This window comes from Marinobacter pelagius (assembly GCF_003315345.1).
Classification (GTDB): domain Bacteria; phylum Pseudomonadota; class Gammaproteobacteria; order Pseudomonadales; family Oleiphilaceae; genus Marinobacter; species Marinobacter pelagius_A.
The window spans coordinates 91,123-114,679 of record NZ_QNRO01000010.1 but is presented as its reverse complement, the minus strand read 5'-3'; the positions used below and the strand labels follow the sequence as shown (position 1 = coordinate 114,679).

The window sequence follows — 23,557 nt, the reverse complement described above, 5'->3', positions numbered from 1 at the left end:
CCGGGCCCTGCCGATTTCGCATCCTGCGCCAGCGCACTTACCGAGCCGGCCATCAAACATGCGAGCAATAAAACCTTAAACATAAGACCTTACCTATCCAGAGTTGAGCTACTGCTCAGTCTTCAATTAGCTCTTGCCATCCTTGCCGGCCAAGCTCGTCAGAAACATTGCCAACATCGACTCCTTCGACATCAGGTTCACCACCTCCCGAGGTCGGTGTGAACATGAAATCTCCAAGAAATGCGGCCGGATTAGCAATACCATCTATCTTCTTGAATGCCGACGCCGCAAAGGGTAATGAACGAAACACAGCTTTATTAGGCGTATACCCGTCCAAACCGAATGCCATAATTCTACTCTCACCGCCTGCTAGACATGGGTTAGTTGAGGGGATGATGCTGGTCGTAAAAATATATTCGCCACGAACCTGAGGTGTGAGGTAAATCCTCTCCCCTTGTTCAAACAGGTCCACATACCAGCCATTATCATCGGAAGAAGAAGTTGTGGGCGCCTCCGACAACAGTATATCAAAGCCGCTGTCCTGATAGTTCTGATACTCGTTGAGCTGGCGCTCACCTAAATCAGTTATTGTTCGACCACCGGTACCAACATCTCTAACCGCATATAAGGCCTGTTGCCGATTATCTGAGATATCTCCTAATCCAAGATACTTCCCGGTACCAAAAATCACGTAGACATCCGGCCCCTGATTGCTTGCCGGCTTCTGGCCAGCATTCGGGATAACCATAGGCGCAGCTGTAATGGGCTGTTTGGCTGCGGGACTACCTACATCAGGAGTGGTGAATAGCGGAACGAGGCTATTACTACTAATGTGCGCACCACCCCACCCTTGGTTGGTCTTTGCAGCGGACCACAATCTACCAACGGTATCACCGGCATAAACCCTGTCGACAATCTTGTCGCTGTTGGAGTCGTATAGTGTTAGGGGGGATAGTCCCCCACCACTAGTTGAAAACTCGATGTATTTGAAATCTGTACCCTCAACCCAGGCTCCGTCGATGCCGCCTTCGATATCCAACATAAAGAAGCCAGTACTTTCAGTGTCTGAGTTATACCCGTTCGATATGAACGCAGTCCAACGGTAATCGGATTGATTACCGCCCCAGTCGGCCAGGGCAACTTGCGGTGGCTGAATACTGTATCCTAGGTGTTTCCGAGAATCGGCAGAATTATAGGAAAACTCCCAGAGAGCGAGCTGCTCAGCATTACTTTCCGAGAAACTCGCAGGATCTGTCACATCGAGAGCAAAAACTCCTCGGCCGCCAGCTCTCAGCCCTCCAAACAATACCGTCCTCCAGTCACGGCTGGAGGTCACCGTACCATCGGCGCTTCTGCCCTTGGTGAACACATCGGTCACTAATGGTGACAAATCGACGTAGTATTGATGGGAATACCCAAGACTTGTCAGGTGGTGTAAACCTTCGGAAGGTGCACTGGAGTATACAGAAGCCGGAACATAAGCCAACAGTTCCTGACCACCGTCCTCAGTGGCTTTGAAGCCGTGAAGCATACCATCGTTTGCACCTACATAGATTATCGGGGTGCGATCAGCCTTTGCCGCTCTGAAATCAGAGTATCGATTGGTGACCGCTCCAAACTGTTCAGTGTCCGGCCAAACACTCGCAGGCCTGGCAACCCGGACAGGTGTAGAGTGGACAATGTCTCCCAGCCTGCTCGCACGCACTCGGAAGTCATCACCCTCCTTTGAACGGTCTCCTCGCACGTAGGATAGCCTGTCCCCTCCCAGAACTGGGATTTCCTCCGCAGTCTGCGCACCAAAGGCGAGATCAGCCTGCTGACTCGCATTCAGGCTTCCCCAGCGGAAAGGCGTACCGACACTTCCGCTGTAGGTAATGATGACGCGATCATCCGGAACTCCCGCATCCAATTTTTCTGCTGCAGACCAAACACGATTGCCCACCGTCGGCTCGGTGTCTCCGGGGTTGTAGATAAGCGGACGCGCGTCCAGATCACCTTGCCAATGACTGGAATCAAACCGGGCCGAGAACATTAAAGAGTCCTCTTCCAGTGTTGCAGTGTCAAAGGTTATGCCAGAGGCGCTACCCACAGCCTCAGTGATCTGCCCAATTGTCTCGGCCAACTCGTCACCAAACGTCGTGGGATCGGCAGCACTGAAAAATCTACCTCGCGAGTTCACTGAAGCATGAAGAAGGTCATCGATCTTCGCGCTCTTTTGAGCGTCCTGTGCAGTAGGATCCGGCCAAGCAATCGCAGAGCTTATGGAGATGGCATCATAAGCATCTTTAGGATCGACGGTTCCTGATACTCCGAGTCCCACACCATAGGTGTTCATGTGTTGCCAAAAAGCAGGGTTCTGATCGGATGTCGGTACACGATTGACAATATTTGTCTGCAAATCGTTCTTCCAGAACCTCATGGCCACATCAGCCAGCGTATTCTCAGCATCCGCCTGGAAAGGATCGGCTGGAACATACTTATAACTGCGACCACTGGGGCCTGTTAACGAAAGACCTTCGGTACCATCCTGGTCGCCCACCGCCTCAAGATCGTCATCCTTTTGGTCCCAATACCCATCCGTCATGAGAATAGTGAAACTCTGGCGACATTCCACATACTCCGGATTTTCCTGACTTTCAGTATCCGTTCTCCATGGATTGTCCGTTGCGTCCAGGCTACGGCTGTAATAGTTCCCGGCATCCTGCAAAGCGCTTCGCAAATAGGTACCGCCAACAGCATCAGTTCCGTGAAGCCACTGGAAAAACTGGCCACGGGAATCTCCGGAGAAAGGCTTTACGCCGCGGACAATCGTGCCACTCTCATTGATAGCGCCATAACCAACCCGCATGTTCTCTGATTGATCAATAAAGGCCGAGGTAACACCAGCTTTGCTCAACAGCTGGCGGGTTCGGTAATAGGAAAACCAGTTGGCGAAGTTCTGCTTTTCAGCGTCAGTAGAGGGAGATAAGGCTTCACTAAAGCAACTATCGGGGAACGGCGCCGAGCTACAGCTATCACCTCCAGTGAAATCAAAGTAAAAGCCGGCATCTCCACTCTTGCCATCTGCAGTAGTTGTTGTCGCCCCAATAACAAACCCCCGATAGACTCCAGACTCCTTATCACAATTCCCACTCTCCCCTAAATACCCTTCGCAGAAGTCCAAGTACCGATAAAACGGATCCATAATCGCGCGATAATCATCCGACAGGTTAACCGTGATCGCATCTGCATTACTGGAATCGTAGCCATCGATCTTGGCATTTGTGTAATTCGCATTCGGATATCGGGTTCCATCCCCCTTCATTGGGGGCGTGTATATCTTGCCAGGGTTGTAATACAGGGGGTTTGTGGTGTGAGAAAGCGCCGCCTTCTTGCCTTCGACAGGAAAGATGCAGGTTTGGACACCAGCATATGTGCCGCGACCGGGACAAAGAGTCTCATCATCTGATTTCTGCACCGGGTTGAGATCAACCGAAATATCATCCACCAACCCGTCCGGTACGAACCCCCATCTCATCGAACCCGAGTCATCGAGAATAAAGAGAATATTGGGTTCAGCCGTATTGGTGACAAATAGGGGGGACTCCGCAATCTCCACGGCCTGCGCGGTCGAGAGCGAAAGACAAAAACCAGCAGCAAATGCCGTTAACTTTGATTTTATCCGGCGCATAGCATTGTCTCCCAAAAATCAAATTTGCTTGGTAAAGTAAACTTCGATCATACGGCGAGCCCGTCCGGAGGGGCCCTCGGCCCGCGCAACCAGCCTGAACGCATGGATATCGGCGGCCCCACTTTCGTGGTTATATCCGCCGATAACGCCCTCGGTTAGCTGATCTTCCGAATACCCCTCTCCCAGATACTCAACGAAAAACAAAGGGGTAATACCATCAACAGGGTCCGCCGACATCACCTTCGAAGACTCCCAGGTGGACTCGTCATAAGGGCTGGGTGCTCTTTCGCTCTCAACCCGAATGTCATACAGCCCGTTGGTTCCGTCGAAAGACGTTAAGGTCAGAGCATTGTTTTTGACCCAGCGCTCACCGAACCTTATCCCTTCTTCAGCCGCCTCCAGGGCAGCTATACCCTCAGACTGCGCACCAGCCATCCTTTCCTGCATAAGACTGCCTTGCATCCCGGAAACTGCAAGAATCGAGAGCACCAACAAAATTATCAGTGATATCAGGAGTACAGCGCCTTTTTGGCCATGTCTATTCACGATCATGCATTTATCTCCTCTCAATCACTGCAGACGACTGCGAATGCCTGTTGTCAGAGTAAACTCACGATACAGACGTCGATCCGGCATAGTCGTCAGCAAAGTCGGATCGGTATCGCAATCCAACCATCCAGGAAAACAGAGATCCTGGGGTTGGTCGACCACATTATCCTGAGGAGACCGAGCAAGCAGGCTTATCTGGATAGCGATAACATCCTCTTCATTGCTTATGCTTGCCCAGGAAGTTTCCCAACTCCCGACGATTGAATCATTTGGCGGAGTTGAACCCGCCCTTACCCCTAACCGCACTTGCATATTCCAAACCTCACTGACCAATTCTTCCGCGCCAGAAAGGCTCCCAACGACGCCTGAGGTGGCAGAAACAATCATCGGGTTCAACGTCAAAGATCTCAGCCCGTCGTTCTCCCTAACGTAAAACGCATTTCTTTGTGGCCGGAACACCGTTGCACCTGACGGGTACTCACTTTGGGTCTGAGTCGCGTTGCCGGGACTAGTGGAGCCGCCAGTATTAGCAACAATTGCATTGTTTTGAACTTGCGTCGCCTGAAAGATATCGCCAAATCGACAATCGCTGATCAGGAGAATATCGCCTTCATCAACATAGTCCCTCGGGTCCACACCGGTGAAAATTGTTGCACTATTAACTGGCGTCTGGTCTGTGGTTCGAAGGGCAGCGTTGGTGTTAACTCCACCCAGAAACAAAACATCAGATCCCGGCACAGCCCCCCAGGTATTTCCCGACGCCACATTGAAGGCAACGTCAACACCAGTGGTAAAGTTGCTCAGATCTACGGATCCATCGTCGTTAAGCATCAGGTTGATCCTTACCTGATTGGTACATCCCCAGTACGCGGAGTTACGAATAACTCTGGCCATAATATCTGATGCCAGCCGGCCAGATTCCTGCACTCTGGCACTGGCTTCGTTCACCCTTGAGGTCTGACTATTGCTCGTAAAAATCTGAACCAACCCGACCGACAGCAAAGATGCCAGCAAAAGTGCAATCATTAGCTCAACGATTGATAATCCGAGCTGCTTATTCCTCGACTCAATCTTCATAGGGGAGCCACTCTCGCTTCTACTACAAATGTTCTGGTTTCAGTCCCGTCTGACTCCTGAGATGCCGGCACTTTCTCTTCCCAGGTCAAGGTAATAGTTGCCAAAGAACCGTTGAGGGCCGTTTGAACGGTGGCGTCACTTCCCAGACTCTCTTCTACTTCTGCCTCGACTTCCGAAACTTCACTTGTGGAAAGCGAGTTGCCGCCATTTAATCGAATCCGTTCAGCTATATTCTGGGCGTGCAGGTTGGCTTTGGTCTGCAAGTAGGAATTGTTTGTCTGCTGCAGAGAAACAACCTGGACCGCGGCTACACCAAGTAAACCTATTGCGAGAATGACAACCGCAATCAAAACCTCAATGAGGCTGAATCCACTCGCCCTCTTCGGAGATTTCCGGTTAACTTCAGTGATAAACATAGGATTCCTCACGGGCATGAAATACCGTCACTGACCACTCTCACCTGTCCTCCGAGGGATACCTGAATCTCTCTACCATCTGGTGCAGAGCCACAGATTTTCAAAGCGAGGGTCGTATTAGCCAAGCCATTTCCCCTGAAGGTGAAAGCACCGACATTACTTACGGAAATCCCTGGCCCCGGGGGAGGGGTAACACGAAGCTGTGTAGATCCGACAGAAACCTCAGCACCATTTTCGAACGCTGACGTACCATCTACTGTTCTCGGAGACACAGTCACTGTCTGCCCATATCGTATTGCCTCGCTTCGAGCCAAATTGATCACACCAACCAGATCGTTAGTGGCTGCAGTTAGCCTGTTACTCTCAACCAATCGACTGAAAGACGGCACTGCTATTGTGGCGACAATAGCGATCAACGCTATCACGATCATTAGTTCGATCAGGGTAAAGCCTGCGCTGGCGCTTTTATTAGTCACTTCAGACATAAACCACTTCCATTATGACGTATCTGCACATTAACCAACGTTCACCAGAGCTTCCACGCCCCGGCGATAAGCGGACTTTTACAGGAGATGAACGGTGAGGAGGGGGAAAATAGTGTGACGAGGATCAAACGAGGCCGAGGTCACTCAACCTCGACCGCATCAATCCGAAGCTCCCTGGGCATGGAGAACACAATGTTCTCCTCACGCCCGGCAACCTCCTGAGGCTCTTCACCACCCAGCTCCTTCAGCCGGGCGATCACCTCATTCACCAGTACTTCCGGAGCGGAGGCACCGGCGGTCACACCAATATCGGTTTTGCCTTCCAGCCACTGCGGCTCGATCTGGGAGGCTTCGTCGATCAGGTACGCCGGCGTGCCCATGCGCTCGGCCAGTTCGCGCAGGCGGTTGGAGTTGGAGCTGTTGGGGGAGCCCACCACCAGCATCAAATCGCAGTCGCCGGCCAGTTGTTTGACGGCGTCCTGGCGGTTCTGGGTGGCGTAGCAGATGTCGTCCTTGCGGGGGCCCTGGATCTCGGGGAACTTGGCGCGCAGGGCGTCGATGACGCGGGCGGTGTCGTCCATGGAGAGGGTGGTCTGGGTCACGTAGGACAGGCGGGACGGATCTTTCACCTCCAGCCTGGCGACGTCTTCCTCGTTCTCCACCAGGTAGATCTCACCGCCGTTGCTGTGATCGTACTGGCCCATGGTGCCTTCCACTTCCGGGTGGCCGTGGTGGCCGATCAGGATGCACTCGCGGCCGTCGCGGCTGTAGCGCATGACTTCCAGGTGCACCTTGGTGACCAGCGGGCAGGTGGCGTCGAATACCTTGAGACCGCGGCGGGCAGCTTCGTTCTGTACGGCCTGGGAGACGCCGTGGGCGCTGAAAATCACCAGGGTGTCGTCGGGCACTTCGTCCAACTCGTCCACGAACACCGCGCCGCGGTTGCGGAGGTTGTCCACCACGAATTTGTTGTGGACCACTTCGTGGCGCACGTAGATCGGGGCACCGAACACATCCAGTGCCCGGTTGACGATTTCGATGGCGCGGTCGACGCCGGCGCAGAAGCCACGGGGGTTAGCGAGTCGGATTTGCATAATCAGTGCGTCTGTCCAGCCGGTTCCACATCGAGGATTTCAACTTCGAATTCCAGTGTACGCCCTGCCAGCGGATGGTTGAAGTCCACTTCGACTTCATCTCCTTCCACCCGGCTGATCACACCCGGCAGCTCCTGCTGGCGCGCATCGGCGAAGGACACCACCACGCCCGGTTCCAGCACCATGTCGGCACTGAATTCGTGCCGTTTGAAGGTCTGGAGGTTGTTGGGGTTGTGCTGGCCGAAGGCTTTTTCCGGGGAAACCTCGAAGGTCTGGCGGTCACCGGCCTTCATGCCCATCATCAGGGCCTCGAAGTTTTCCGGCAGGTTCTCGTCACCGATCTCGAGCGTGGCAGGCTCTTTCTCGAAGGTGGAATCCACCACATCGCCGCCCTTGATCTTGAGGGCGAAGTGGAGTTTTACGCGGGTTCCCTTGTCTACGGGCAAATCTTTCATGAGTGTCGTTCACTTCTTTTCGACATCCCCGCCGTCGGCGGGTTTGCGGAATATATCCAGGATCATCATGCCGGCGCCGATGGTAATCGCAGTATCGGCCAGGTTGAATGCGGGGAAGTGCCATTCCTGCCAGTAGAAATGCAGGAAATCCACCACATAGCCGTGCACCACCCGGTCATAGACGTTACCGAGGGCGCCGCCAAGGATGAGTACGATGGCGACGGCGGTCCAGGTTTCATTGGGCTGCAATTTACGCAGCCAGCTCACCAGCACCACGCTGACCACCAACGCCAGGGTCACGAAGAACCAGCGCTGCCAGCCATCGGCCTGGGCCAGGAAGCTGAACGCAGCGCCGGTATTGTGCAGCAGCGTCAGGTTGAACATGGGCATCACCGGCACCGGGTCACCGTAGGTGAGCATGGCACTGGCCATGGCCTTGGTGCCCAGGTCAATGAGAATGACCAGCGCCGCCAGCCACAGCCATTTCAGTTTCGAGCCCATGGCCTTATCCGTCATGGCAGCTTCCATCAGGCAAAGGATCGGCTTTCGCCGGGGCCTTCCACGTTGCTGACGCAGCGGCCGCACAGGTCGTCGTACTTGGCGTTGCGACCTACGTCTTCGCGGTGGTGCCAGCAGCGCTCGCATTTGGCGTGGCTCGCCGGGGTGACTTTCACCAGCAGGCCCTCGTGGCCCGTCTGTTCTGCACCTTCGGCCTCGGCCACCGGCTTGACGGTCGCCTCGGAAGTGATCAGCACGAAACGCAACTCCTCGCCCAGGTGTTTCAGGTGCTCGGCCAGCTCGCCCTCGCAGTACAGGGTCACTTCGGCACTCAGTGAGCCCTTGATCTCGCCGCGGCCACGGGCCTCCTCCAGGCACTTGTTGACCGCTTCCTTGACGCTGTAGATCTCGCGCCAGTAGTCCCGGCCCAGTTCGAAGTCCTCCGGCAGTTCGGTCAGACCCTCGTACCAGGTTTCATAGAACACGGTTTCGCCGCGCTCGCCGGGCAGATGCTGCCAGATCTCGTCGGCGGTGAAGCTCAGGATCGGCGCGATCCAGCGCACCAGGGTCTCGGCCACGTGGTAAAGCGCAGTCTGGCAGGAGCGCCTGGCCAGGCTGTCGGCCTGGGTGGTGTACTGGCGGTCCTTGATGATGTCCAGATAGAAGCCGCCCAGGGTCGCCTCGCAGAAGTTGTAAACCTTCTGGTAGATGCGCAGGAAGGCGTAGTTACCATAGTCCTCGTCCAGCTCCTTCTGCAGCTGCAGGGCCTTGTCCACCATCCAGCGGTCCAGGGCAATCATGTCTTCCTGCGCCACCATGTGCTGGGCGGGATCAAACCCGTTCAGGTTGCTCAGCAGGAAGCGCGCGGTGTTCCGGATACGGCGGTAGCCGTCGGCGGTCTGGCGCAGGATGTCCTTGGAGACGGTCATCTCACCACTGTAATCGGTGGCCGCCACCCACAGGCGCAGGATATCCGCACCCAGCTCGTTCATGACTTCCTGGGGCGCAATGACGTTGCCCAGGGACTTGGACATCTTGCGGCCCTTGCCATCGACGGTGAAGCCGTGGGTCAGCACCTGCTTGTACGGTGCCACGCCATTCATGGCGATGGAGGTCTTCAGGGAGGACTGGAACCAGCCACGATGCTGATCGGAGCCTTCCAGGTACATGTCCGCCGGGAACTGGCCCAGCTCCTTGCGTACGCGCAGAACGGAGTCGTGGGTGACACCGGAATCGAACCAGACATCGAGAGTGTCGAGCACCTTCTCGTACTGGTCGGCGTCGCTGCCCAACAGTTCGTTCTGGTCCAGCTCGTACCAGGCATCAATGCCACCGGTCTCAACGGCCTGGGCGACCTTCTCGATCAGGCTCTGGGTGTCCGGATGCAGCTCCTGGGTTTCCTTGTGGATGAACAGGGTAATCGGCACACCCCAGGTACGCTGACGTGAGATACACCAGTCCGGGCTCTGCTCGAACATGGCTTCGATGCGGTTCTGGCCCCAGCCCGGCACCCAGCGCACACCCTTGATGGCTTCCAGGGCGTCGGCGCGCAGGTTGTGCTTGTCCATGCTTATGAACCACTGCGGGGTGGCCCGGTAGATCAGCGGGGTCTTGGTCCGCCAGCAGTGCGGGTAGCTGTGGCTGAACTTCTCGGAACGGACCAGCTTGCCTTCCCGCTCCAGGGCAGAACACACGGGTTCATCGGCCTTGTAGACGTGCACACCGGCAAATTCACCGGCGGCTTCGGTGTAGGTGCCGTCGGCCTTGACCAGATTCAGGGTGCCAATGCCGTATTCCTTGCCCACCTCGAAGTCTTCCATACCGTGGTCCGGGGCAGTGTGAACCGCACCGGTACCGGCATCGGTGGAGACGTGATCGCCCAGGACCACCGGCACCTGCTTGTCGTAGATCGGGTGGTGCAACTCCAGCTTTTCCAGTGCCGAGCCGGCAACGGTCGCCAGCACCTGGTAATCTTCCACACCCCAGCGGGCCATGATGCCCTCGACCATTTCGTTGGCAAGGATCAGGCGCTCCGGTCCCTGACCGACATCCACCTGCACCAGGGCATACTCCAGGTCCGCACCCAGAGATACCGCCTGGTTGGCGGGAATGGTCCAGGGGGTGGTGGTCCAGATCACCACGGAGACATCACCCTCGCCTTTGTCGGTGCCGAACAGCTCCAGCGCACGGGCCGGATCAACCGCAGTGAAACGCACATCAATCTGGGTTGAAGTCTTGTCCTGGTACTCGACCTCCGCCTCTGCCAGTGCGGACTGACCTACCACACTCCAGTAGACGGGCTTGTAACCACGCACCAGGTGGCCCTTGGCCACGATCTTGCCCAGGGCACGGACGATGCCGGCTTCCACCTTGGGATCCATGGTGAGGTAGGGCTTGTCCCACTCACCCATCACGCCCAGGCGGATAAAGTCGGCCTTCTGACCCTCGATCTGCTTGGTGGCATAGTCCCGGCAGGCCTGGCGGAAGGTCTTGTAGTCCACCTTGACGCCGGCCTTGCCGATTTCCTGCTCCACCTTGTGTTCGATGGGCAGGCCGTGGCAGTCCCAGCCGGGCACGTAAGGCGCGTCATAGCCCTTGAAACTGTGGGACTTGACGATCATGTCCTTGAGAATCTTGTTGACCGCATGACCGATGTGAATGCTGCCGTTGGCGTAGGGAGGGCCGTCGTGCAGGATGAACTTGTCCCGGCCTTCACGCTGCTTGCGCAGGGTGCCGTAGACATCGAGGTCCTGCCAGCGCTTGAGCATGTCCGGCTCGCGCTTGGCCAGGTTACCGCGCATGGGAAAGGCGGTTTCCGGCAGATTCAGGGTATGCTTGTAGTCGCTCATGGTTTCTGTGCGTACTCTTCTGGTCAGTGTTGGTCAGTAAACTTTTGGGGTTCGTGCCCGTGCTTTCAATGCGTGCTGCGGGCCGAACCGTGGGCCCGGAGCCAGGCCCGGGCGTTGTCCATGTCCCGCGCGATCTGGTCTTTCAGGGCGTCTACGGAATCAAATTTCTCTTCGTCCCGCAGGCCGTGGCGGAAGACGACTTCCAGATGCTGGCCATAAAGTGTGCCAGCAAAGTCAAACAGGTGCACTTCCAGTGACGGCCGTTTGCCGTCCACCGTTGGCCGGATACCGATGTTGGCCACGCCATCGTAAACGCTGCCATCGTCGAGCCTGCCGCTCACCACGTAAACGCCGCGCAAGGCGGGCATCCGGTGCAGCAGGATATTGGCGGTGGGCGCACCGATCTGTCGGCCCAGTTGGCGCCCGTAAACCACTCGTCCCCGGATACGGTACGGATGACCGAGCAGCACTTCCGCTTTTTCCAGACCATTGACGGTGAGCTGGTCACGGACACGGGTACTGCTCACTCGCTCACCATCCAGGGTCACCGTTCGGGTGTTCTCGACGGTAAACCCCGAGTCCTGCCCGACTTTCTGCAGCAACCCAAAGTCGCCGGCGCGATCGCAGCCAAAACGGAAATCGTCTCCGACCACCAGGTGGCGAACGCCGAGGCCTTCGATCAGAACATCCTCGATGAAGCCCATGGCGGAATAGCTGCGAAAGGCCTGGTTGAACCGCAGGCACAGAACGATATCGATACCTTCAGCCAACAAAGCTTCAAACTTCTGGCGGAATCCCATCAAACGCGGGGGTGCCTCCTCGCCCTGGAAAAATTCACGGGGCTGGGGCTCGAACACCATCACCAACGAAGGCACGCCCAGCTCCCGGGCCTTGCTCCGGACCTGATCGATAATGGTCTTGTGGCCCAGGTGAACACCATCAAAGTTACCAATGGTTGCCACACACCCCTGCGCCAACGGCGAATCCGCCCGGCGCGAGAGCAGCTTCAGGTTGGTCAGGCCTCGAATCAGACGCATGCAATGCGAACCTTCAGTTGCCAGCTGGCTTTCAACGCTCCTGCGCGACAGGAGCACTGGTGAGAAAACGCGCGATTATACCTTACCTCTGGCGAAAATGTCTTACCCGGACACCTGCTACCGCCAACGCGACGAAATACACCCCGACGCCGGCGCCCACAAGAATCGCCATGTCTCGAGCCCGAACCAGGCCCCCGGCGGCAAGCCAGTCTGCCACCGGCGCCTTGAGCCAGAGGATGATCGCCGCCAGTGCGGCGTTGGCAAACAGCAGTCGCGCCAGGAAGACCGGCCAGCCCGGCTGGCTCCGCCAGGCACCTTCCTTGCGCAGGCCTCTCCAGAGCAGGAAACCGTTGAGCCAGGCGGACAATGACGTCGCCAGGGCCAGTCCGGCATGGGCCAGCGGCACAATCAGCGCCAGATTAAAGGCCATGTTGGCCACCATGGCGATGACCCCGATCTTTACCGGCGTTGCGGTATCTTCCCGGGCGAAGAAGCCCGGCGCCAGCACCTTGATCAGCATGAACGCCAGCAGACCGGCCGAATAGGCCCGCAGGCTCTGGGCGGACATGGCGACATCCCGGTCGGTCACTTCGCCGTAATGGAACAAAGTGGCGATCAGTGGCTCGGCCAGAAGCGCCAGCGCCAACGCCGCGGGTAAACCGATCAGAAGGACCGCCCGCACCGCCCAATCCAGGGTCGCCGCAAACTGGTCCGCGGAGGCGGCGGCGTGCTTGCGGGACAGACTCGGCAGGATAACGGTGGCAATGGCGATCCCGAAAACGCCCAGGGGCAGCTCGGACAGCCGGTCCGAGTAATAAAGCCAGGAGACACTGCCGGTCTGCAGGAACGACGCCAGCACGGTATCGAGCAACAGGTTGATCTGGCTGACCGAGACGCCAAACAGCGCCGGCGCCATCAGCTTGAGAATCCTCCGCACCCCCTCGTGCCGGTAATCCACCTTCGGGCGGGGCATCAGCCCGAGCTGCATCAGGAAGGGCAACTGGAAGAACAGTTGTAGCGCACCGGCGATGAACACGCCCCAGGCCAGCGCCATGACTGGCTCGGACATCACCGGGGATAGCCAGATTGCCGCGCCGATCATCGCCAGGTTCAGGAGCACCGGCGTGAAGGCCGGCACCGCGAAGCGGTCGTAGCTGTTGAGGATGCCGCCGGCAAAAGCTGTTAACGAAATCAGCAAAAGATAAGGAAACGTGATGCGGAGCATGTCGCTGGTCAGCGCAAACTTCACATCATCATCCAGGAAGCCCGGGGCAAATATCGCGGTCAGTACCGGCGAGCCGAGCATGGCTACCAGAGTGACGCCCAGCAACACCAGCCCCAGGGAACCGGCCACCGCACTCACCAACCGCTTCACCTCGGAAATGTCCTGAGTCTCTCGATACGAGGACAAAACCGGCACAAACGCCTGCGAGAACGCCCCCTCGGCGAACAGGCGCCGCAGGAAGTTGGGGATCTTGAACGCGACGAAGAAGGCATCTGCGCCGGCGCCCGCGCCGAAGTAACGGGCAATCACCATATCCCGGACCAGCCCCAGCACCCGGGACAACATGGTCATCACCCCGACCACACCGGAGGAACGGAGCAATCCGGGGGAGGCGACCTCGGGGGTTTTGGGGGCAGAGGAATCCGGTTCCGACGACATTCTGGCTCTGTTCAGCTAAAGGGTCCGTTTATACCGGAAATTACGCACACGGGCGGAACGCCTGTACAGCTCCGGTCAGCGAGCGGCGAGTTTAGCACAGGGCCGCGGCAACAGCGCATGAAATGGGTTTTAGTCTTGACATTTCGGGAGTTCAGCGGCATAGTTCCGCGTCATTTATTTCGACGCGCTGGTTGTTGGCGCGCCTGCGATGTACGAATTCATCATGAATTCACTCGAGTTCATTCAGTAACGAATTTCAGATTTTCAGGAGTTTTACGGTGGCAAATTCCCCGCAAGCCAAAAAGCGCGCTCGTCAGAACGAGAAGAACCGCAAGCACAACGCCAGCCTGCGTTCCATGGCGCGTACCTACATGAAGAAGGTCCAGGCCAAGATTGAAGCTGGCAACTACGAAGAAGCCCAGGCCGCTTTCCAGCAGGCACAGCCTGTTATGGACAGCATGGTCAACAAAGGCATCTTCGCCAAGAGCAAGGTAGCCCGTCACAAGGCTCGCCTGAATGCCAAGATCAAGGCACTGAAGAGCGCGTAAGCGATCTCCAGAGCGGAAAAAAACCGGCTTTCGAGCCGGTTTTTTTGTGCCTGAATGAAAGCCAAGGAAGTGAAAAATCAGATGATAACCAGATTATCCCGGTGAATCATTTCATCATCAGAGACATAGCCAAGCACTTCGGTGATCCGCTGACTGGGGCGACCAGCAATGGCACGCGCCTCGTCGGCATCGTAGTTCACCAGCCCACGGGCAACCTCCCGGCCGCTTTCATCGACACAGGACACCATCTCACCACGCCGGAACTGCCCGCTGACACTCTTCACACCCACCGGCAGAAGACTGCGACCACCCAGACACAATACCCGCACCGCGCCCTCGTCCAGGGTCAGCTTGCCACGGGTCTGCAGGTGCCCAGCAATCCACTGCTTGCGCGCGGCCACCCTGCCCTGCTCTGGTAACAGCAAGGTACCAATCACATCACCCTGGCGCAGCCGGGTCATCACACCTTCGATCCGACCACCAACAATTACCGTGAAAGCACCGGAACGAGCCGCCAATCGCGCCGCCCGCAGCTTGGTCTGCATACCGCCCCGACCCAAAGCGCCAGCACCACCACCGGCCATGGCATCCAACTCGTGATCACTGGCCTTGCGCTCGGCAACCAGGCTGGCGTCCTCATGCTTACGGGGATCCTTGTCAAACAGACCGAGCTGATCGGTGAGAATGATCAGCCCGTCCGCCTCGATCAGATTTGCCACCAGAGCACCGAGAGTGTCGTTGTCACCGAAACGGATTTCGTCAGTGACCACGGTGTCGTTCTCGTTGACGATGGGAATGACGCCGACATCCAGCAAAGCACGGAGCGTACTGCGGCCATTGAGGTAGCGCTTGCGGTCAGACAGGTCGTCGTGGGTAAGCAGGATCTGGGCGGTATGGATATCGTGTCGCTTGAACTGAGCTTCCCAGGACTGCACCAACCCCATTTGCCCGACCGCGGCGGCAGCCTGCAGCTCGTGCAGCTGGTCCGGGCGTTTCACCCAGCCTAGCCGGCTCATACCCACTGCCACCGCACCGGACGAGACGATAACCACCTCGACACCATCGGCAATCAGACCGGCAATCTGATCCACCCAGAGCTCCAGGGCCACCTCATCAAGCCCCTTGCCGTCATTGGTCAGCAGGGCACTTCCGATTTTGATGACCAGGCGGCGGGCCTGGCGCAACTGGGCACGTTCACTCATGATGCGTGAGTCAGTCTCTTGATGGTGTTGTCGGTTTATTCCGGCGCATACACGATTTCAACGTCGTAATCATCGTCGTCAAAATCGTCGTCATCGTCCTCGTCCTGCCTGGCGGCACGGCGAGCCTTGCGGTCCGCCTCAATCTTAGCCCGGGCCTCTTCATCCATCCGTTGACGGCGAGCAGCCTCTTCTTCGGCAAACTCCGGATTCTCGGCTTCTTCCTGGGCCTGATCCTCGATCCAGCGCATCACTGCCTGAACCAGGGGCTTTGTGCCCTCTCCGGTGATCGCGGAGATCCGGAACACGGGACCTTCCCATCCAAGCTCGTCGATGATGGCCTGGCAATGGGCATCACGATCCTCTTCCGCGATCATGTCGACCTTGTTCAACACCAGCCAGCGCGGGCGATTGGCCAGGGTTTCACTGAACTTCTCCAGTTCGTGGGCGATGGCCCGGACTGCCTCCGCGGGCGACGAACCATCATAGGGGGCCACATCCACCAGGTGCAGCAACAGACGGGTACGTACCAGGTGTTTCAGGAAGCGGATACCTAACCCTGCCCCTTCTGCGGCTCCTTCGATCAGACCCGGGATATCCGCGATGACGAAGCTTTGATGAGCCTGAACACTAACCACACCCAGATTCGGCACCAGCGTGGTGAACGGATAATCCGCCACCTTGGGCCGCGCGGCCGAAACCGAACGGATGAAGGTGGACTTGCCAGCATTGGGCATACCCAACAACCCGACATCGGCCAGCACCTTGAGCTCCAGGCGCAGGTTACGAGCTTCGCCTTCGGACCCCTTGGTTGTCTGGCGCGGAGCGCGGTTGACCGAGGACTTGAACCGGGTATTACCCAGACCGTGGAAGCCGGCCTGGGCAACCTTCAGGCGCTGACCTTCCCGGGTCAGATCCCCCAGGACCTCATGGGTATCCATGTCCACAACCGTGGTACCCACCGGTACCGGCAGCACCAGGTCTTCACCCTTGGTGCCGGTGCAGTTGCGACCGGAGCCTGGCTCACCGTTCTGGGCCTTGTATTTACGCTGGAAGCGGTAATCGATCAGAGTGTTCAGTGATCCGTCCGCCTCCAGATAGACGGAGCCACCGTCCCCGCCGTCACCGCCGTCGGGGCCACCCTTGGGAACGTATTTCTCGCGCCGGAAACTCAGGCAACCGTGCCCGCCCTTGCCGGCCTCCACAATGATGGTGGCTTCATCTACAAATTTCATGATCAACCCTTTGCGCGTTGCGCATAAACTAAAAAGCCCCGCAGCCTCAAGGAAGCTTTGCGGGGCTCCGGATGACTCTGACTTCTGACTATATCAGGAAATCAGAACCATCCAAGGTTCTGCAGAACCGGATCGCCGCTGCTTACGCAGCCGGAACGATGCTCACGAACTTACGGCTCTGCGGGCCTTTGGTTTCGAACTTCACCTGGCCGTCTGCTTTCGCAAACAGGGTGTGGTCCTTGCCAATGCCAACATTGCTACCAGCGTGGAAACGAGTGCCACGCTGACGGATGATGATGCTGCCTGCAGATACGGTCTCACCGCCAAAGCGCTTCACACCAAGTCGTTTCGACTCGGAATCGCGACCGTTACGGGTACTACCTGCTGCCTTTTTATGAGCCATTACCAGCCTCCTTATTTAAGGGGTAATTCGAGAGCCTCAGCCCTTGATACCCGTGATCTTGACTTCAGTAAACCACTGACGGTGGCCCTGACGCTTCATGTGATGCTTACGACGACGGAACTTGATGATCTGAACCTTGTCGTGACGGCCGTGGCTGACCACTTCAGCGGTAACCTTGGCGCCGTCTACTACCGGAGCGCCAACTTTAACGTTGTCGCCATCGGCTACCAGCAGAACACGATCGAAATCGACGGTGCCACCGGTTTCAACTTCCAGCTTTTCCAGCTTCAGAGTTTCGCCTTCCTTTACACGGTGCTGCTTACCACCGCTAACAATAACTGCGTACATTCACTAGTCTCCGCGATTGACCCATCCCTGCTCTTATCCACCTGGTTCTAAGGGAAGCGCTCTGGCAACCCTATAGCAGGGAGCGCAGGTTGGGATGAGTTGGGCGCGTGATTATACGGGAAGATGGGGAGACAGGCAAGTCTGGAGTGGGGCATGAAGACGGGGTCAGATGAAGGCTTTCATCAGACCCCTGAGGCCAGGTCAAACTTGGGGTCAGAAGAAAGCTTTCTTCTGACCCCGTCTTAACGTTGACACCATACCCGGCAATACCTAGCATTGCGGCGACCTGCCCGAAATATCAACAGAAACACCAGCAAGGGACCCTCAAGCCCCATGACAGCCCAGCGTATCTACGACACCGTGGCGGATGACTTCAGCCGCGTCAATGACCTGATCATCCAGCGGCTTGCCTCGGACGTCCCCCTGGTGGAGAAAATCGCCCAATACATCATTGAAAGCGGCGGAAAACGGCTCAGGCCCCTGTTGGTCCTGCTCTCCAGCCGCGCGCTGGGCTACGGCGAGGACGATCACCTCAAGCTCGCCGCCGTGATCGAGTTCCTGCACACCGCCACCCTGCTCCATGATGACGTGGTCGATACCTCCGACCTGCGCCGGGGCCGCAGCACCGCCAACGCCAAGTGGGGCAACGCGCCGAGCGTGCTGGTCGGTGATTTCCTCTATGCCCGTGCGTTCGAGATGATGGTGGAGCTGAAAAGCCTTGCCATCATGGATGTACTGTCCCACGCCACGGCCGTAATTGCCGAGGGCGAAGTGATGCAGCTGATGAACGTGAAAAACCCGGATCTCACCGAAAACCAGTACATGAAGGTCATCCACAACAAGACCGCCATGCTGTTCGAGGCCGCCTCCCACACCGGAGCCCTGCTGGCCGGCGCGGATGAGAGCCGGGAGAAGGCGTTGCGGGATTATGGCAAGCACCTGGGGTTGGCGTTCCAGTTGGTGGATGATGTGCTCGACTACCAGGGTGATGCGGAAGCCATGGGCAAGAACGTTGGTGATGATCTGGCTGAGGGCAAGACCACCCTGCCGCTGATTTATGCCATGGCCAAAGGCAGTGACGAGGAGCGGCAGCTGATCCGTCAGGCGATTCGCAAGGGCGGGCTGGATGATTTGCCGGCGATTCTCAAGATCGTGCAGGAGTCTGGTGCGATTGAGTACACCATGACGAAGGCGCGGGAGCAGGCGGAGTTGGCGAGGGCTTGTCTGGATGGTCTGGAGAGCTCGGGGCACCGTGAGGCGCTGGAGTTGTTGACCGAGGTTGCTGTTGCTCGGGTGAATTGATCCGGCGCGAGCATGGGGTCAGATGAAAGTGTTCATCAGACCCCTGAGGTTGGCCCCTGGGGTTAAACTTGAAATTGGGGTCAGATGAAAGCTTTCATCTGACCCCGTCTTAGGCCCTATCACCCGAGTTTGGCTCGCCCGTGGGGCGCGTCAAAATCCAGCTCCGGCCCTACCGGCACGATCTGCGTCGGGTTGATGGTGCGCTGGCTCACGTAGTAGTGCTGCTTGATCTGCCCGATATCTACCGTCTCCGCCACACCCGGAGCCTGGTACAGGTCCCTCAGGTAGCCGGACAGGTTCGGGAACTCCCGGATCGGCTGACGGTTGCATTTGAAGTGGCTGTAATACACCGCATCGAACCGGATCAGGGTGGTGAACAGGCGCCAGTCGGCTTCGGTCAACTGCTCCCCGACCAGGTAACGCTGCCGTGACAATCGCTCCTCGAGCCAATCAAGGGATTCGAACAAGGCTCGGTAAGCCTCTTCGTACTTGTCCTGGGCAGTAGCGAAGCCGGCCTTGTACACGCCGTTGTTGACGGTGTGATAAACCCTCTCGTTCACTTCCTCAATTTCCGGACGCAGTGATTCGGGGTAGAAATCCAGCTCCGCATCGACACACTCAAGACCGTTGAAGGCGGAATTGAACATCCGGATGATCTCGGCGGATTCGTTGCTGGCGATGGTTTCCCGCTCTTTGTCCCACAAGGTGGGCACGGTCACCCGACCGGTGTAATCCGGGGCTGCCTTGGTGTAGACCTCGTGCATGAACCGGAAGTTATGCAGGTGATCCTTGTGCTGATCATCATCGGGCCGGAACTCCCAGCCGTTCTCCACCATGTCCGGATGAACCACGGATACGGAGATGTGCTTCTCCAGCCCCTTGAGCTTGCGGAAGATCAGTGTCCGGTGCGCCCAGGGGCAAGCCATCGAGACATATAGGTGATACCGGCCGCTCTCTGCCTTGAAGCCACCTTCACCACTGGGACCCGGCGATCCGTCTGCCGTCACCCAGTTCCGGAACCGGGCCGCTTCACGTTCGAATTTGCCGCCGGTCTTGTCTGTGTCGTACCACTTGTCGTGCCATTTGCCGTCAACCAGAAGACCCATCGTCAACTCCTTCACAATAATTTGTAAGGAAGAATAAAGCCCCGCCTGCTACCCTCTCAAACAAGCATTTCTGGCCAACTACCTCAGATATTTCGAACATGCATACAGCCATCACCATAGACGCCCTGAAAGTCCTTGATGCCATTGACCGCAAGGGCAGTTTTGCCGGTGCCGCAGCGGAATTGTTCCGGGTACCGTCAGCGATCAGCTACACGGTCCAGAAACTGGAAGAGGATCTGGACGTTGACATCTATGATCGCAGCGGGCACCGGGCCATCCTGACCCCGGCCGGGCGCTACCTGCTCGAGGAAGGCCGCGCCCTGCTCGAGGCCGCTGAGAACCTGGCTCATACCACCAAGCAGGTGGCCCAGGGCTGGGAAACCCGGCTTAAGATCGGTTTCAATTCGTTGCTGCCGGCACAGTGCCTGTTTTCGGCTATCCGGGACTTCCATGCCCTCGATGTCCCCGTTGACGTCCAGGTGGTCGAGGAAGTCTTTGCCGGTGCCTGGGATGCGCTTCAGAGTCGTCGGGTGGATCTGGTGGTGGGGGCCGATCATTTCAGCAAACCGGCAGGCAACTTCACCACCACAATTCTGGGCGAGATGGAGTTCGTGTTCGCCGTGGCCGCCAGCCACCCGCTCGCCGTTGCCACAGAACCACTATCGGAGGAGGACATTTCCGATTACCCGGCCGCTGTGGCCGCTGATACATCCCGGTCCTTGCCTCCCGGCCACGCCGGTATATTCCACCGCCAGCGCACGCTGACCGTGGCCAATATCGACCAGAAGATTGCCATCCAGGAGTCCGGGCTCGGAGTGGGCTGGTTACCCAAGGCCCGTATCCGCAGCCAGCTTGAGGCCGGCACCCTGGTGGAGAAGGCCGTTCACGAACCGCGCCAGCCGATCGTGCTGCACCTGGCCCGCCATGCCGAGGATCAGGGCAAGGCATTAATGTGGTTCTGGGACCGGCTGCAGGACGACGCGGACATTCAGTCCTGGCTCAGGGAGTGAATGAGGGGTCAGAAGAAGGCTTTCTTCAGACCCCGGGGGTGGCCGCGGGGATGGGAGTTAATAAGGGGTCAGAAGAAGGTCTTCTTCAGACCCCGAGGGGGTGGCCCGCGACACCTGTGGGTGACAGATGCCCAGTCAACTGAATTGATCGGTCATTCGTTTATACTGCGGGAAAACACGCCGAAGGGAGTCCCATGATGCGGCAGCTGTCGGAACTTGATGCCTCGTTCCTGTACCTGGAATCGGAAACTGCACCCATGCACATTGGCGGGGTCTACCTGTTCGATGCCAGCAACCGGAACGAGCCGCTGCCGTTCAGCACATTCGTCGCCTATCTTCGCAGCCGCCTGCACGTGGTTCCCGTGTTCCGCCAGCGCCTGAAGGAGATTCCGCTGCGGCTGGGGCGTCCCTACTGGATCGATGATCCGGATTTCAGCATAGAGCGTCACCTGGCCTATGTGAATCTGGCGGAGCATAGTCATCAGTCGGATTTGATGGCGCTGGCCTCGAAGATTCTGGAGGAGCCGCTGAAGCGGGATCGGCCGCTTTGGCATATTACTTTTGTGGATGGTTTTACCCTTGGGGATGAACGAGGGGGCAGGGATGAAAATGGGGTCAGAAGAACAAGTTCTTCAGACCCCGGGGGTGGCAACAAGGGCTTTGCGCTGATCGTCAAACTGCACCACGCCGCCATTGACGCCTTCAGTGGCGAGGAGATCATCGGCAAACTATTGGAATATACGCCGGAACCCCGACCAATCTCGCCGCCGCGGCCCTGGCAGCCATGCCCGGAGCCCTCGGAGGAGCGGGTGATGCTGCAGGCGGGGGCTAATCTGCTGCGCACCCCGCTCCAGGTAACCTCCCTGGCGATGACGGCCGCCGAAGCGACCGCGCGGGGCGTGATCCAGAAGCAGTTACGCAAACTGCCTTTACCCTTGCCCCTGTTTTCGGCACCCCACAGCCCGTTCAATCGCCAGATCACCGCCAACCGGCAGATAGTGGCCACCACGGTGGAGCTCTCCAGGCTGAAGGCCATCAAGGCCACGCTGGGAGACGTCACCCTGAACGATGTGGTGCTGGGCCTGTGCGCCGAGACGCTGCGCCGGTACCTGGCCACCCAGCAGGCGGATACTGACCGCTCCCTGGTAGCCATGACGCCGATCTCGGTCCGCTCCAGCAGTCTGCGCCGGGCCACGGGCAACCAGATGTCTGCCATGCTGCTGGATCTGGCCACCAACGAGCCGGATCCGGCCAAACGCATTCGCCAGATACACTGGAACGCGGTTGCGTCGGAACCCTACCGTGAGGCCATTGCCGCCGACCGGCTCACCGAACTTCTGCCCTCCACCATGCTGGCCCTGTCCGCCCGACTATACTCGGAACTGCAGATCGCCCAGCGCTATCAACCGGTGTTCAACCTGCCAATCACCAATGTGCCCGGGCCCCAGGTACCGCTGTACCTGCAGGGAGCCAGGCTGGTACGGCAGTACAACACGGCGCCGCTGTTCGACAGTATGGGACTGGTCATCGTGGCGGTGAGCTATCAGGGCAGGCTGACCCTGAATTTCACCCTGTGCCCGGACGTGGTGGCGGACGGCGGATCACTTCCGGATCTGGTCGAGGATAGCCTGGCTAGCATCGAGAAAAGTGCGCCGGACGTGGCGCCGGCCGAGAGCGGGGATGCGCCCCGCGAGGTTGCGGGCCAGAGCCTGACCGATGAGGCCCTGACCTTGTTCGAGAGCGCACTGCGCAAGACCCTGAAGCGATTCCGCGCCTGACAGGATCTTACCGGAGTGAAGTTTACTCGAAAGCCCAGCGCAGGAATGCGCGCTTTTCTTCCTCACTGGCGGTTGCCCAGATGGATTTGAGCTGTTCCAGAGCCGTGCCACCTTCCACACCGCTGCTGGCGCTGTCAGCACCCGGCAGTGGTGTACGTGCCGAGACGTTCTTCGGGTCCCAGTCACTGGATGTTGCGACTTCCTGGCCACTGCCAGTGACAATCGTTGCCGAGAATGTGTCAGTCATCTGCTCGGCTTCGGCGCGGTTGGCGGGTTTGTCAAAGGCAAAGCGATACACTTCACCAGGCTCGGCATCAAACCGGACCACCTGGGGCTGGCTCTCGATGACGTGGACTTTGGATTCACCATTCTCGACCACGCCGGATTTTGCCCAGATTGTCTTGTAGGTGAAGACAACCTGGTTCTGGCCCGGCAACAGAGCATAGTCCAGGGCAAGATCGTCCATCATGAAGTTGGTGAGTGATCGGCCATTGACACTGGTCACCTCGATTTCACCGGGAGCCTTGAGAGTGGCCGCGTCGCCGGCATTGGCCGGACTGCCCTCCCAGGTTTCCACCCGACTGATATTGGAGGCACACCCGGCGAGGGAGAGGACAAGCAGGCCGGACAGCAGGGACTTGAAGATGGCGCATACTCGACTGGTTCTCATGAAATCTCCTTGATATCACAGAAAAAGGAAGGCGTTGAGGTTGATATACGATGCCCTGCATTTTGACCGCCGCCCATTGCAAGCGCAAGACAGGCGTAAGGTTCCCGTGCCGGTCCCGACAATCTGTTTCGAATTGCGGCAGCGTATAAATGTAAAAAAATGTTG

At 57.9% G+C, this 23,557-nt stretch carries 21 protein-coding genes; 4 read left to right on the top strand and 17 right to left on the bottom strand.

Annotated elements, in window-relative coordinates; genetic code table 11:
• Positions 1-115: 115 nt before the first annotated feature.
• The 11 genes from DET50_RS10650 to murJ all read right to left on the bottom strand — a co-directional run bounded on the left by DET50_RS10650 (position 116) and on the right by murJ (position 13,793).
• Positions 116-3,670, bottom strand: a complete 3,555-nt coding sequence (locus DET50_RS10650) for a pilus assembly protein (RefSeq protein WP_113862834.1) — start codon at positions 3,668-3,670, stop codon at positions 116-118.
• A gap of 18 nt (positions 3,671-3,688) precedes the next feature.
• On the bottom strand, positions 3,689-4,222 hold the full coding sequence (locus DET50_RS10645) for a pilus assembly PilX family protein (RefSeq protein ID WP_113862833.1): 534 nt from the start codon (positions 4,220-4,222) through the stop codon (positions 3,689-3,691).
• An 18-nt stretch (positions 4,223-4,240) separates the two neighbouring features.
• A complete protein-coding gene (locus DET50_RS10640; protein ID WP_113862832.1) occupies positions 4,241-5,296 on the bottom strand; it encodes a PilW family protein in 1,056 nt (351 codons plus the stop codon).
• Positions 5,293-5,712 (bottom strand): type IV pilus modification protein PilV, encoded by a 420-nt coding sequence (gene pilV, locus DET50_RS10635; protein ID WP_181799968.1) that lies wholly within the window; start codon positions 5,710-5,712, stop codon positions 5,293-5,295. Before pilV ends, DET50_RS10640 begins: the two co-directional genes overlap by 4 nt.
• 8 nt (positions 5,713-5,720) lie before the next feature.
• Positions 5,721-6,197 (bottom strand): GspH/FimT family pseudopilin, encoded by a 477-nt coding sequence (locus tag DET50_RS19770; RefSeq protein ID WP_113862859.1) that lies wholly within the window; start codon positions 6,195-6,197, stop codon positions 5,721-5,723.
• A 140-nt stretch (positions 6,198-6,337) separates the two neighbouring features.
• Complete coding sequence (gene ispH / locus DET50_RS10625) at positions 6,338-7,291, bottom strand: 4-hydroxy-3-methylbut-2-enyl diphosphate reductase (protein ID WP_113862830.1); 954 nt, start codon at positions 7,289-7,291, stop codon at positions 6,338-6,340.
• Positions 7,292-7,293: 2 nt separating this feature from the next.
• Positions 7,294-7,746 (bottom strand): FKBP-type peptidyl-prolyl cis-trans isomerase, encoded by a 453-nt coding sequence (gene fkpB, locus DET50_RS10620; RefSeq protein WP_113862829.1) that lies wholly within the window; start codon positions 7,744-7,746, stop codon positions 7,294-7,296.
• A 9-nt stretch (positions 7,747-7,755) separates the two neighbouring features.
• Entirely contained in the window at positions 7,756-8,274 is a 519-nt protein-coding gene (lspA, locus tag DET50_RS10615) for a signal peptidase II (protein WP_113862828.1), read from the bottom strand.
• The gene (ileS, locus tag DET50_RS10610) at positions 8,274-11,093 is read right to left on the bottom strand and encodes an isoleucine--tRNA ligase (RefSeq protein WP_113862827.1); all 2,820 of its coding nucleotides are present in this window, start codon (positions 11,091-11,093) and stop codon (positions 8,274-8,276) included. Before ileS ends, lspA begins: the two co-directional genes overlap by 1 nt.
• A gap of 65 nt (positions 11,094-11,158) precedes the next feature.
• On the bottom strand, positions 11,159-12,130 hold the full coding sequence (ribF, locus tag DET50_RS10605; protein ID WP_113862826.1) for a bifunctional riboflavin kinase/FAD synthetase: 972 nt from the start codon (positions 12,128-12,130) through the stop codon (positions 11,159-11,161).
• An 82-nt stretch (positions 12,131-12,212) separates the two neighbouring features.
• A complete protein-coding gene (gene murJ, locus DET50_RS10600; RefSeq protein ID WP_113862825.1) occupies positions 12,213-13,793 on the bottom strand; it encodes a murein biosynthesis integral membrane protein MurJ in 1,581 nt (526 codons plus the stop codon).
• Between the two features lie 278 nt (positions 13,794-14,071).
• Here murJ and rpsT point away from each other — a divergent pair, with 278 nt between their 5' ends.
• Positions 14,072-14,341: a 30S ribosomal protein S20 gene (rpsT, locus tag DET50_RS10595; RefSeq protein WP_092005741.1), complete on the top strand. Its 270-nt coding sequence runs from the start codon at positions 14,072-14,074 to the stop codon at positions 14,339-14,341.
• A gap of 77 nt (positions 14,342-14,418) precedes the next feature.
• On the opposite strand, the gene proB is transcribed toward rpsT, so the two are convergent.
• The 4 genes from proB to rplU form a co-directional block, all read right to left on the bottom strand.
• Positions 14,419-15,543 (bottom strand): glutamate 5-kinase, encoded by a 1,125-nt coding sequence (gene proB / locus DET50_RS10590; protein ID WP_113862824.1) that lies wholly within the window; start codon positions 15,541-15,543, stop codon positions 14,419-14,421.
• Positions 15,544-15,578: 35 nt separating this feature from the next.
• Complete coding sequence (cgtA, locus tag DET50_RS10585) at positions 15,579-16,775, bottom strand: Obg family GTPase CgtA (protein WP_113862823.1); 1,197 nt, start codon at positions 16,773-16,775, stop codon at positions 15,579-15,581.
• Positions 16,776-16,917: 142 nt separating this feature from the next.
• On the bottom strand, positions 16,918-17,178 hold the full coding sequence (gene rpmA / locus DET50_RS10580; protein WP_008170742.1) for a 50S ribosomal protein L27: 261 nt from the start codon (positions 17,176-17,178) through the stop codon (positions 16,918-16,920).
• 36 nt (positions 17,179-17,214) lie between these two features.
• Positions 17,215-17,526, bottom strand: a complete 312-nt coding sequence (gene rplU / locus DET50_RS10575) for a 50S ribosomal protein L21 (protein ID WP_113862822.1) — start codon at positions 17,524-17,526, stop codon at positions 17,215-17,217.
• Positions 17,527-17,859: 333 nt separating this feature from the next.
• Here rplU and ispB point away from each other — a divergent pair, with 333 nt between their 5' ends.
• Complete coding sequence (ispB, locus tag DET50_RS10570) at positions 17,860-18,828, top strand: octaprenyl diphosphate synthase (protein WP_113862821.1); 969 nt, start codon at positions 17,860-17,862, stop codon at positions 18,826-18,828.
• A 119-nt stretch (positions 18,829-18,947) separates the two neighbouring features.
• Here the strand turns inward: ispB and DET50_RS10565 are convergent, their stop codons facing one another.
• A complete protein-coding gene (locus tag DET50_RS10565) occupies positions 18,948-19,934 on the bottom strand; it encodes a glutathione S-transferase family protein (protein WP_113862820.1) in 987 nt (328 codons plus the stop codon).
• A gap of 98 nt (positions 19,935-20,032) precedes the next feature.
• Between DET50_RS10565 and DET50_RS10560 the strand changes: the two genes are divergently transcribed.
• Positions 20,033-20,944 (top strand): LysR substrate-binding domain-containing protein, encoded by a 912-nt coding sequence (locus tag DET50_RS10560; protein ID WP_113862819.1) that lies wholly within the window; start codon positions 20,033-20,035, stop codon positions 20,942-20,944.
• Between the two features lie 197 nt (positions 20,945-21,141).
• On the top strand, positions 21,142-22,722 hold the full coding sequence (locus tag DET50_RS10555; RefSeq protein WP_113862858.1) for a WS/DGAT/MGAT family O-acyltransferase: 1,581 nt from the start codon (positions 21,142-21,144) through the stop codon (positions 22,720-22,722).
• Between the two features lie 22 nt (positions 22,723-22,744).
• On the opposite strand, the gene DET50_RS10550 is transcribed toward DET50_RS10555, so the two are convergent.
• Complete coding sequence (locus tag DET50_RS10550; protein ID WP_113862818.1) at positions 22,745-23,392, bottom strand: DUF2057 family protein; 648 nt, start codon at positions 23,390-23,392, stop codon at positions 22,745-22,747.
• Between the last annotated feature and the right edge of the window lie 165 nt (positions 23,393-23,557).

What these genes read in the sequence shown, in the direction of transcription:
- DET50_RS19770 (WP_113862859.1), bottom strand. Translation starts at nt 6,197, where the DNA reads ATGTCTGAAGTGACTAATAAAAGCGCCAGCGCAGGCTTTACCCTGATC.
- rpmA (WP_008170742.1), bottom strand. Translation starts at nt 17,178, where the DNA reads ATGGCTCATAAAAAGGCAGCAGGTAGTACCCGTAACGGTCGCGATTCC.
- DET50_RS10650 (WP_113862834.1), bottom strand. Translation starts at nt 3,670, where the DNA reads ATGCGCCGGATAAAATCAAAGTTAACGGCATTTGCTGCTGGTTTTTGT.
- DET50_RS10555 (WP_113862858.1), top strand. Translation starts at nt 21,142, where the DNA reads ATGCGGCAGCTGTCGGAACTTGATGCCTCGTTCCTGTACCTGGAATCG.
- ileS (WP_113862827.1), bottom strand. Translation starts at nt 11,093, where the DNA reads ATGAGCGACTACAAGCATACCCTGAATCTGCCGGAAACCGCCTTTCCC.
- DET50_RS10645 (WP_113862833.1), bottom strand. Translation starts at nt 4,222, where the DNA reads ATGATCGTGAATAGACATGGCCAAAAAGGCGCTGTACTCCTGATATCA.
- proB (WP_113862824.1), bottom strand. Translation starts at nt 15,543, where the DNA reads ATGAGTGAACGTGCCCAGTTGCGCCAGGCCCGCCGCCTGGTCATCAAA.
- DET50_RS10560 (WP_113862819.1), top strand. Translation starts at nt 20,033, where the DNA reads ATGCATACAGCCATCACCATAGACGCCCTGAAAGTCCTTGATGCCATT.
- pilV (WP_181799968.1), bottom strand. Translation starts at nt 5,712, where the DNA reads ATGTTTATCACTGAAGTTAACCGGAAATCTCCGAAGAGGGCGAGTGGA.
- lspA (WP_113862828.1), bottom strand. Translation starts at nt 8,274, where the DNA reads ATGGAAGCTGCCATGACGGATAAGGCCATGGGCTCGAAACTGAAATGG.
- DET50_RS10640 (WP_113862832.1), bottom strand. Translation starts at nt 5,296, where the DNA reads ATGAAGATTGAGTCGAGGAATAAGCAGCTCGGATTATCAATCGTTGAG.
- fkpB (WP_113862829.1), bottom strand. Translation starts at nt 7,746, where the DNA reads ATGAAAGATTTGCCCGTAGACAAGGGAACCCGCGTAAAACTCCACTTC.
- murJ (WP_113862825.1), bottom strand. Translation starts at nt 13,793, where the DNA reads ATGTCGTCGGAACCGGATTCCTCTGCCCCCAAAACCCCCGAGGTCGCC.
- ispB (WP_113862821.1), top strand. Translation starts at nt 17,860, where the DNA reads ATGACAGCCCAGCGTATCTACGACACCGTGGCGGATGACTTCAGCCGC.
- DET50_RS10550 (WP_113862818.1), bottom strand. Translation starts at nt 23,392, where the DNA reads ATGAGAACCAGTCGAGTATGCGCCATCTTCAAGTCCCTGCTGTCCGGC.
- ribF (WP_113862826.1), bottom strand. Translation starts at nt 12,130, where the DNA reads ATGCGTCTGATTCGAGGCCTGACCAACCTGAAGCTGCTCTCGCGCCGG.
- cgtA (WP_113862823.1), bottom strand. Translation starts at nt 16,775, where the DNA reads ATGAAATTTGTAGATGAAGCCACCATCATTGTGGAGGCCGGCAAGGGC.
- DET50_RS10565 (WP_113862820.1), bottom strand. Translation starts at nt 19,934, where the DNA reads ATGGGTCTTCTGGTTGACGGCAAATGGCACGACAAGTGGTACGACACA.
- ispH (WP_113862830.1), bottom strand. Translation starts at nt 7,291, where the DNA reads ATGCAAATCCGACTCGCTAACCCCCGTGGCTTCTGCGCCGGCGTCGAC.
- rplU (WP_113862822.1), bottom strand. Translation starts at nt 17,526, where the DNA reads ATGTACGCAGTTATTGTTAGCGGTGGTAAGCAGCACCGTGTAAAGGAA.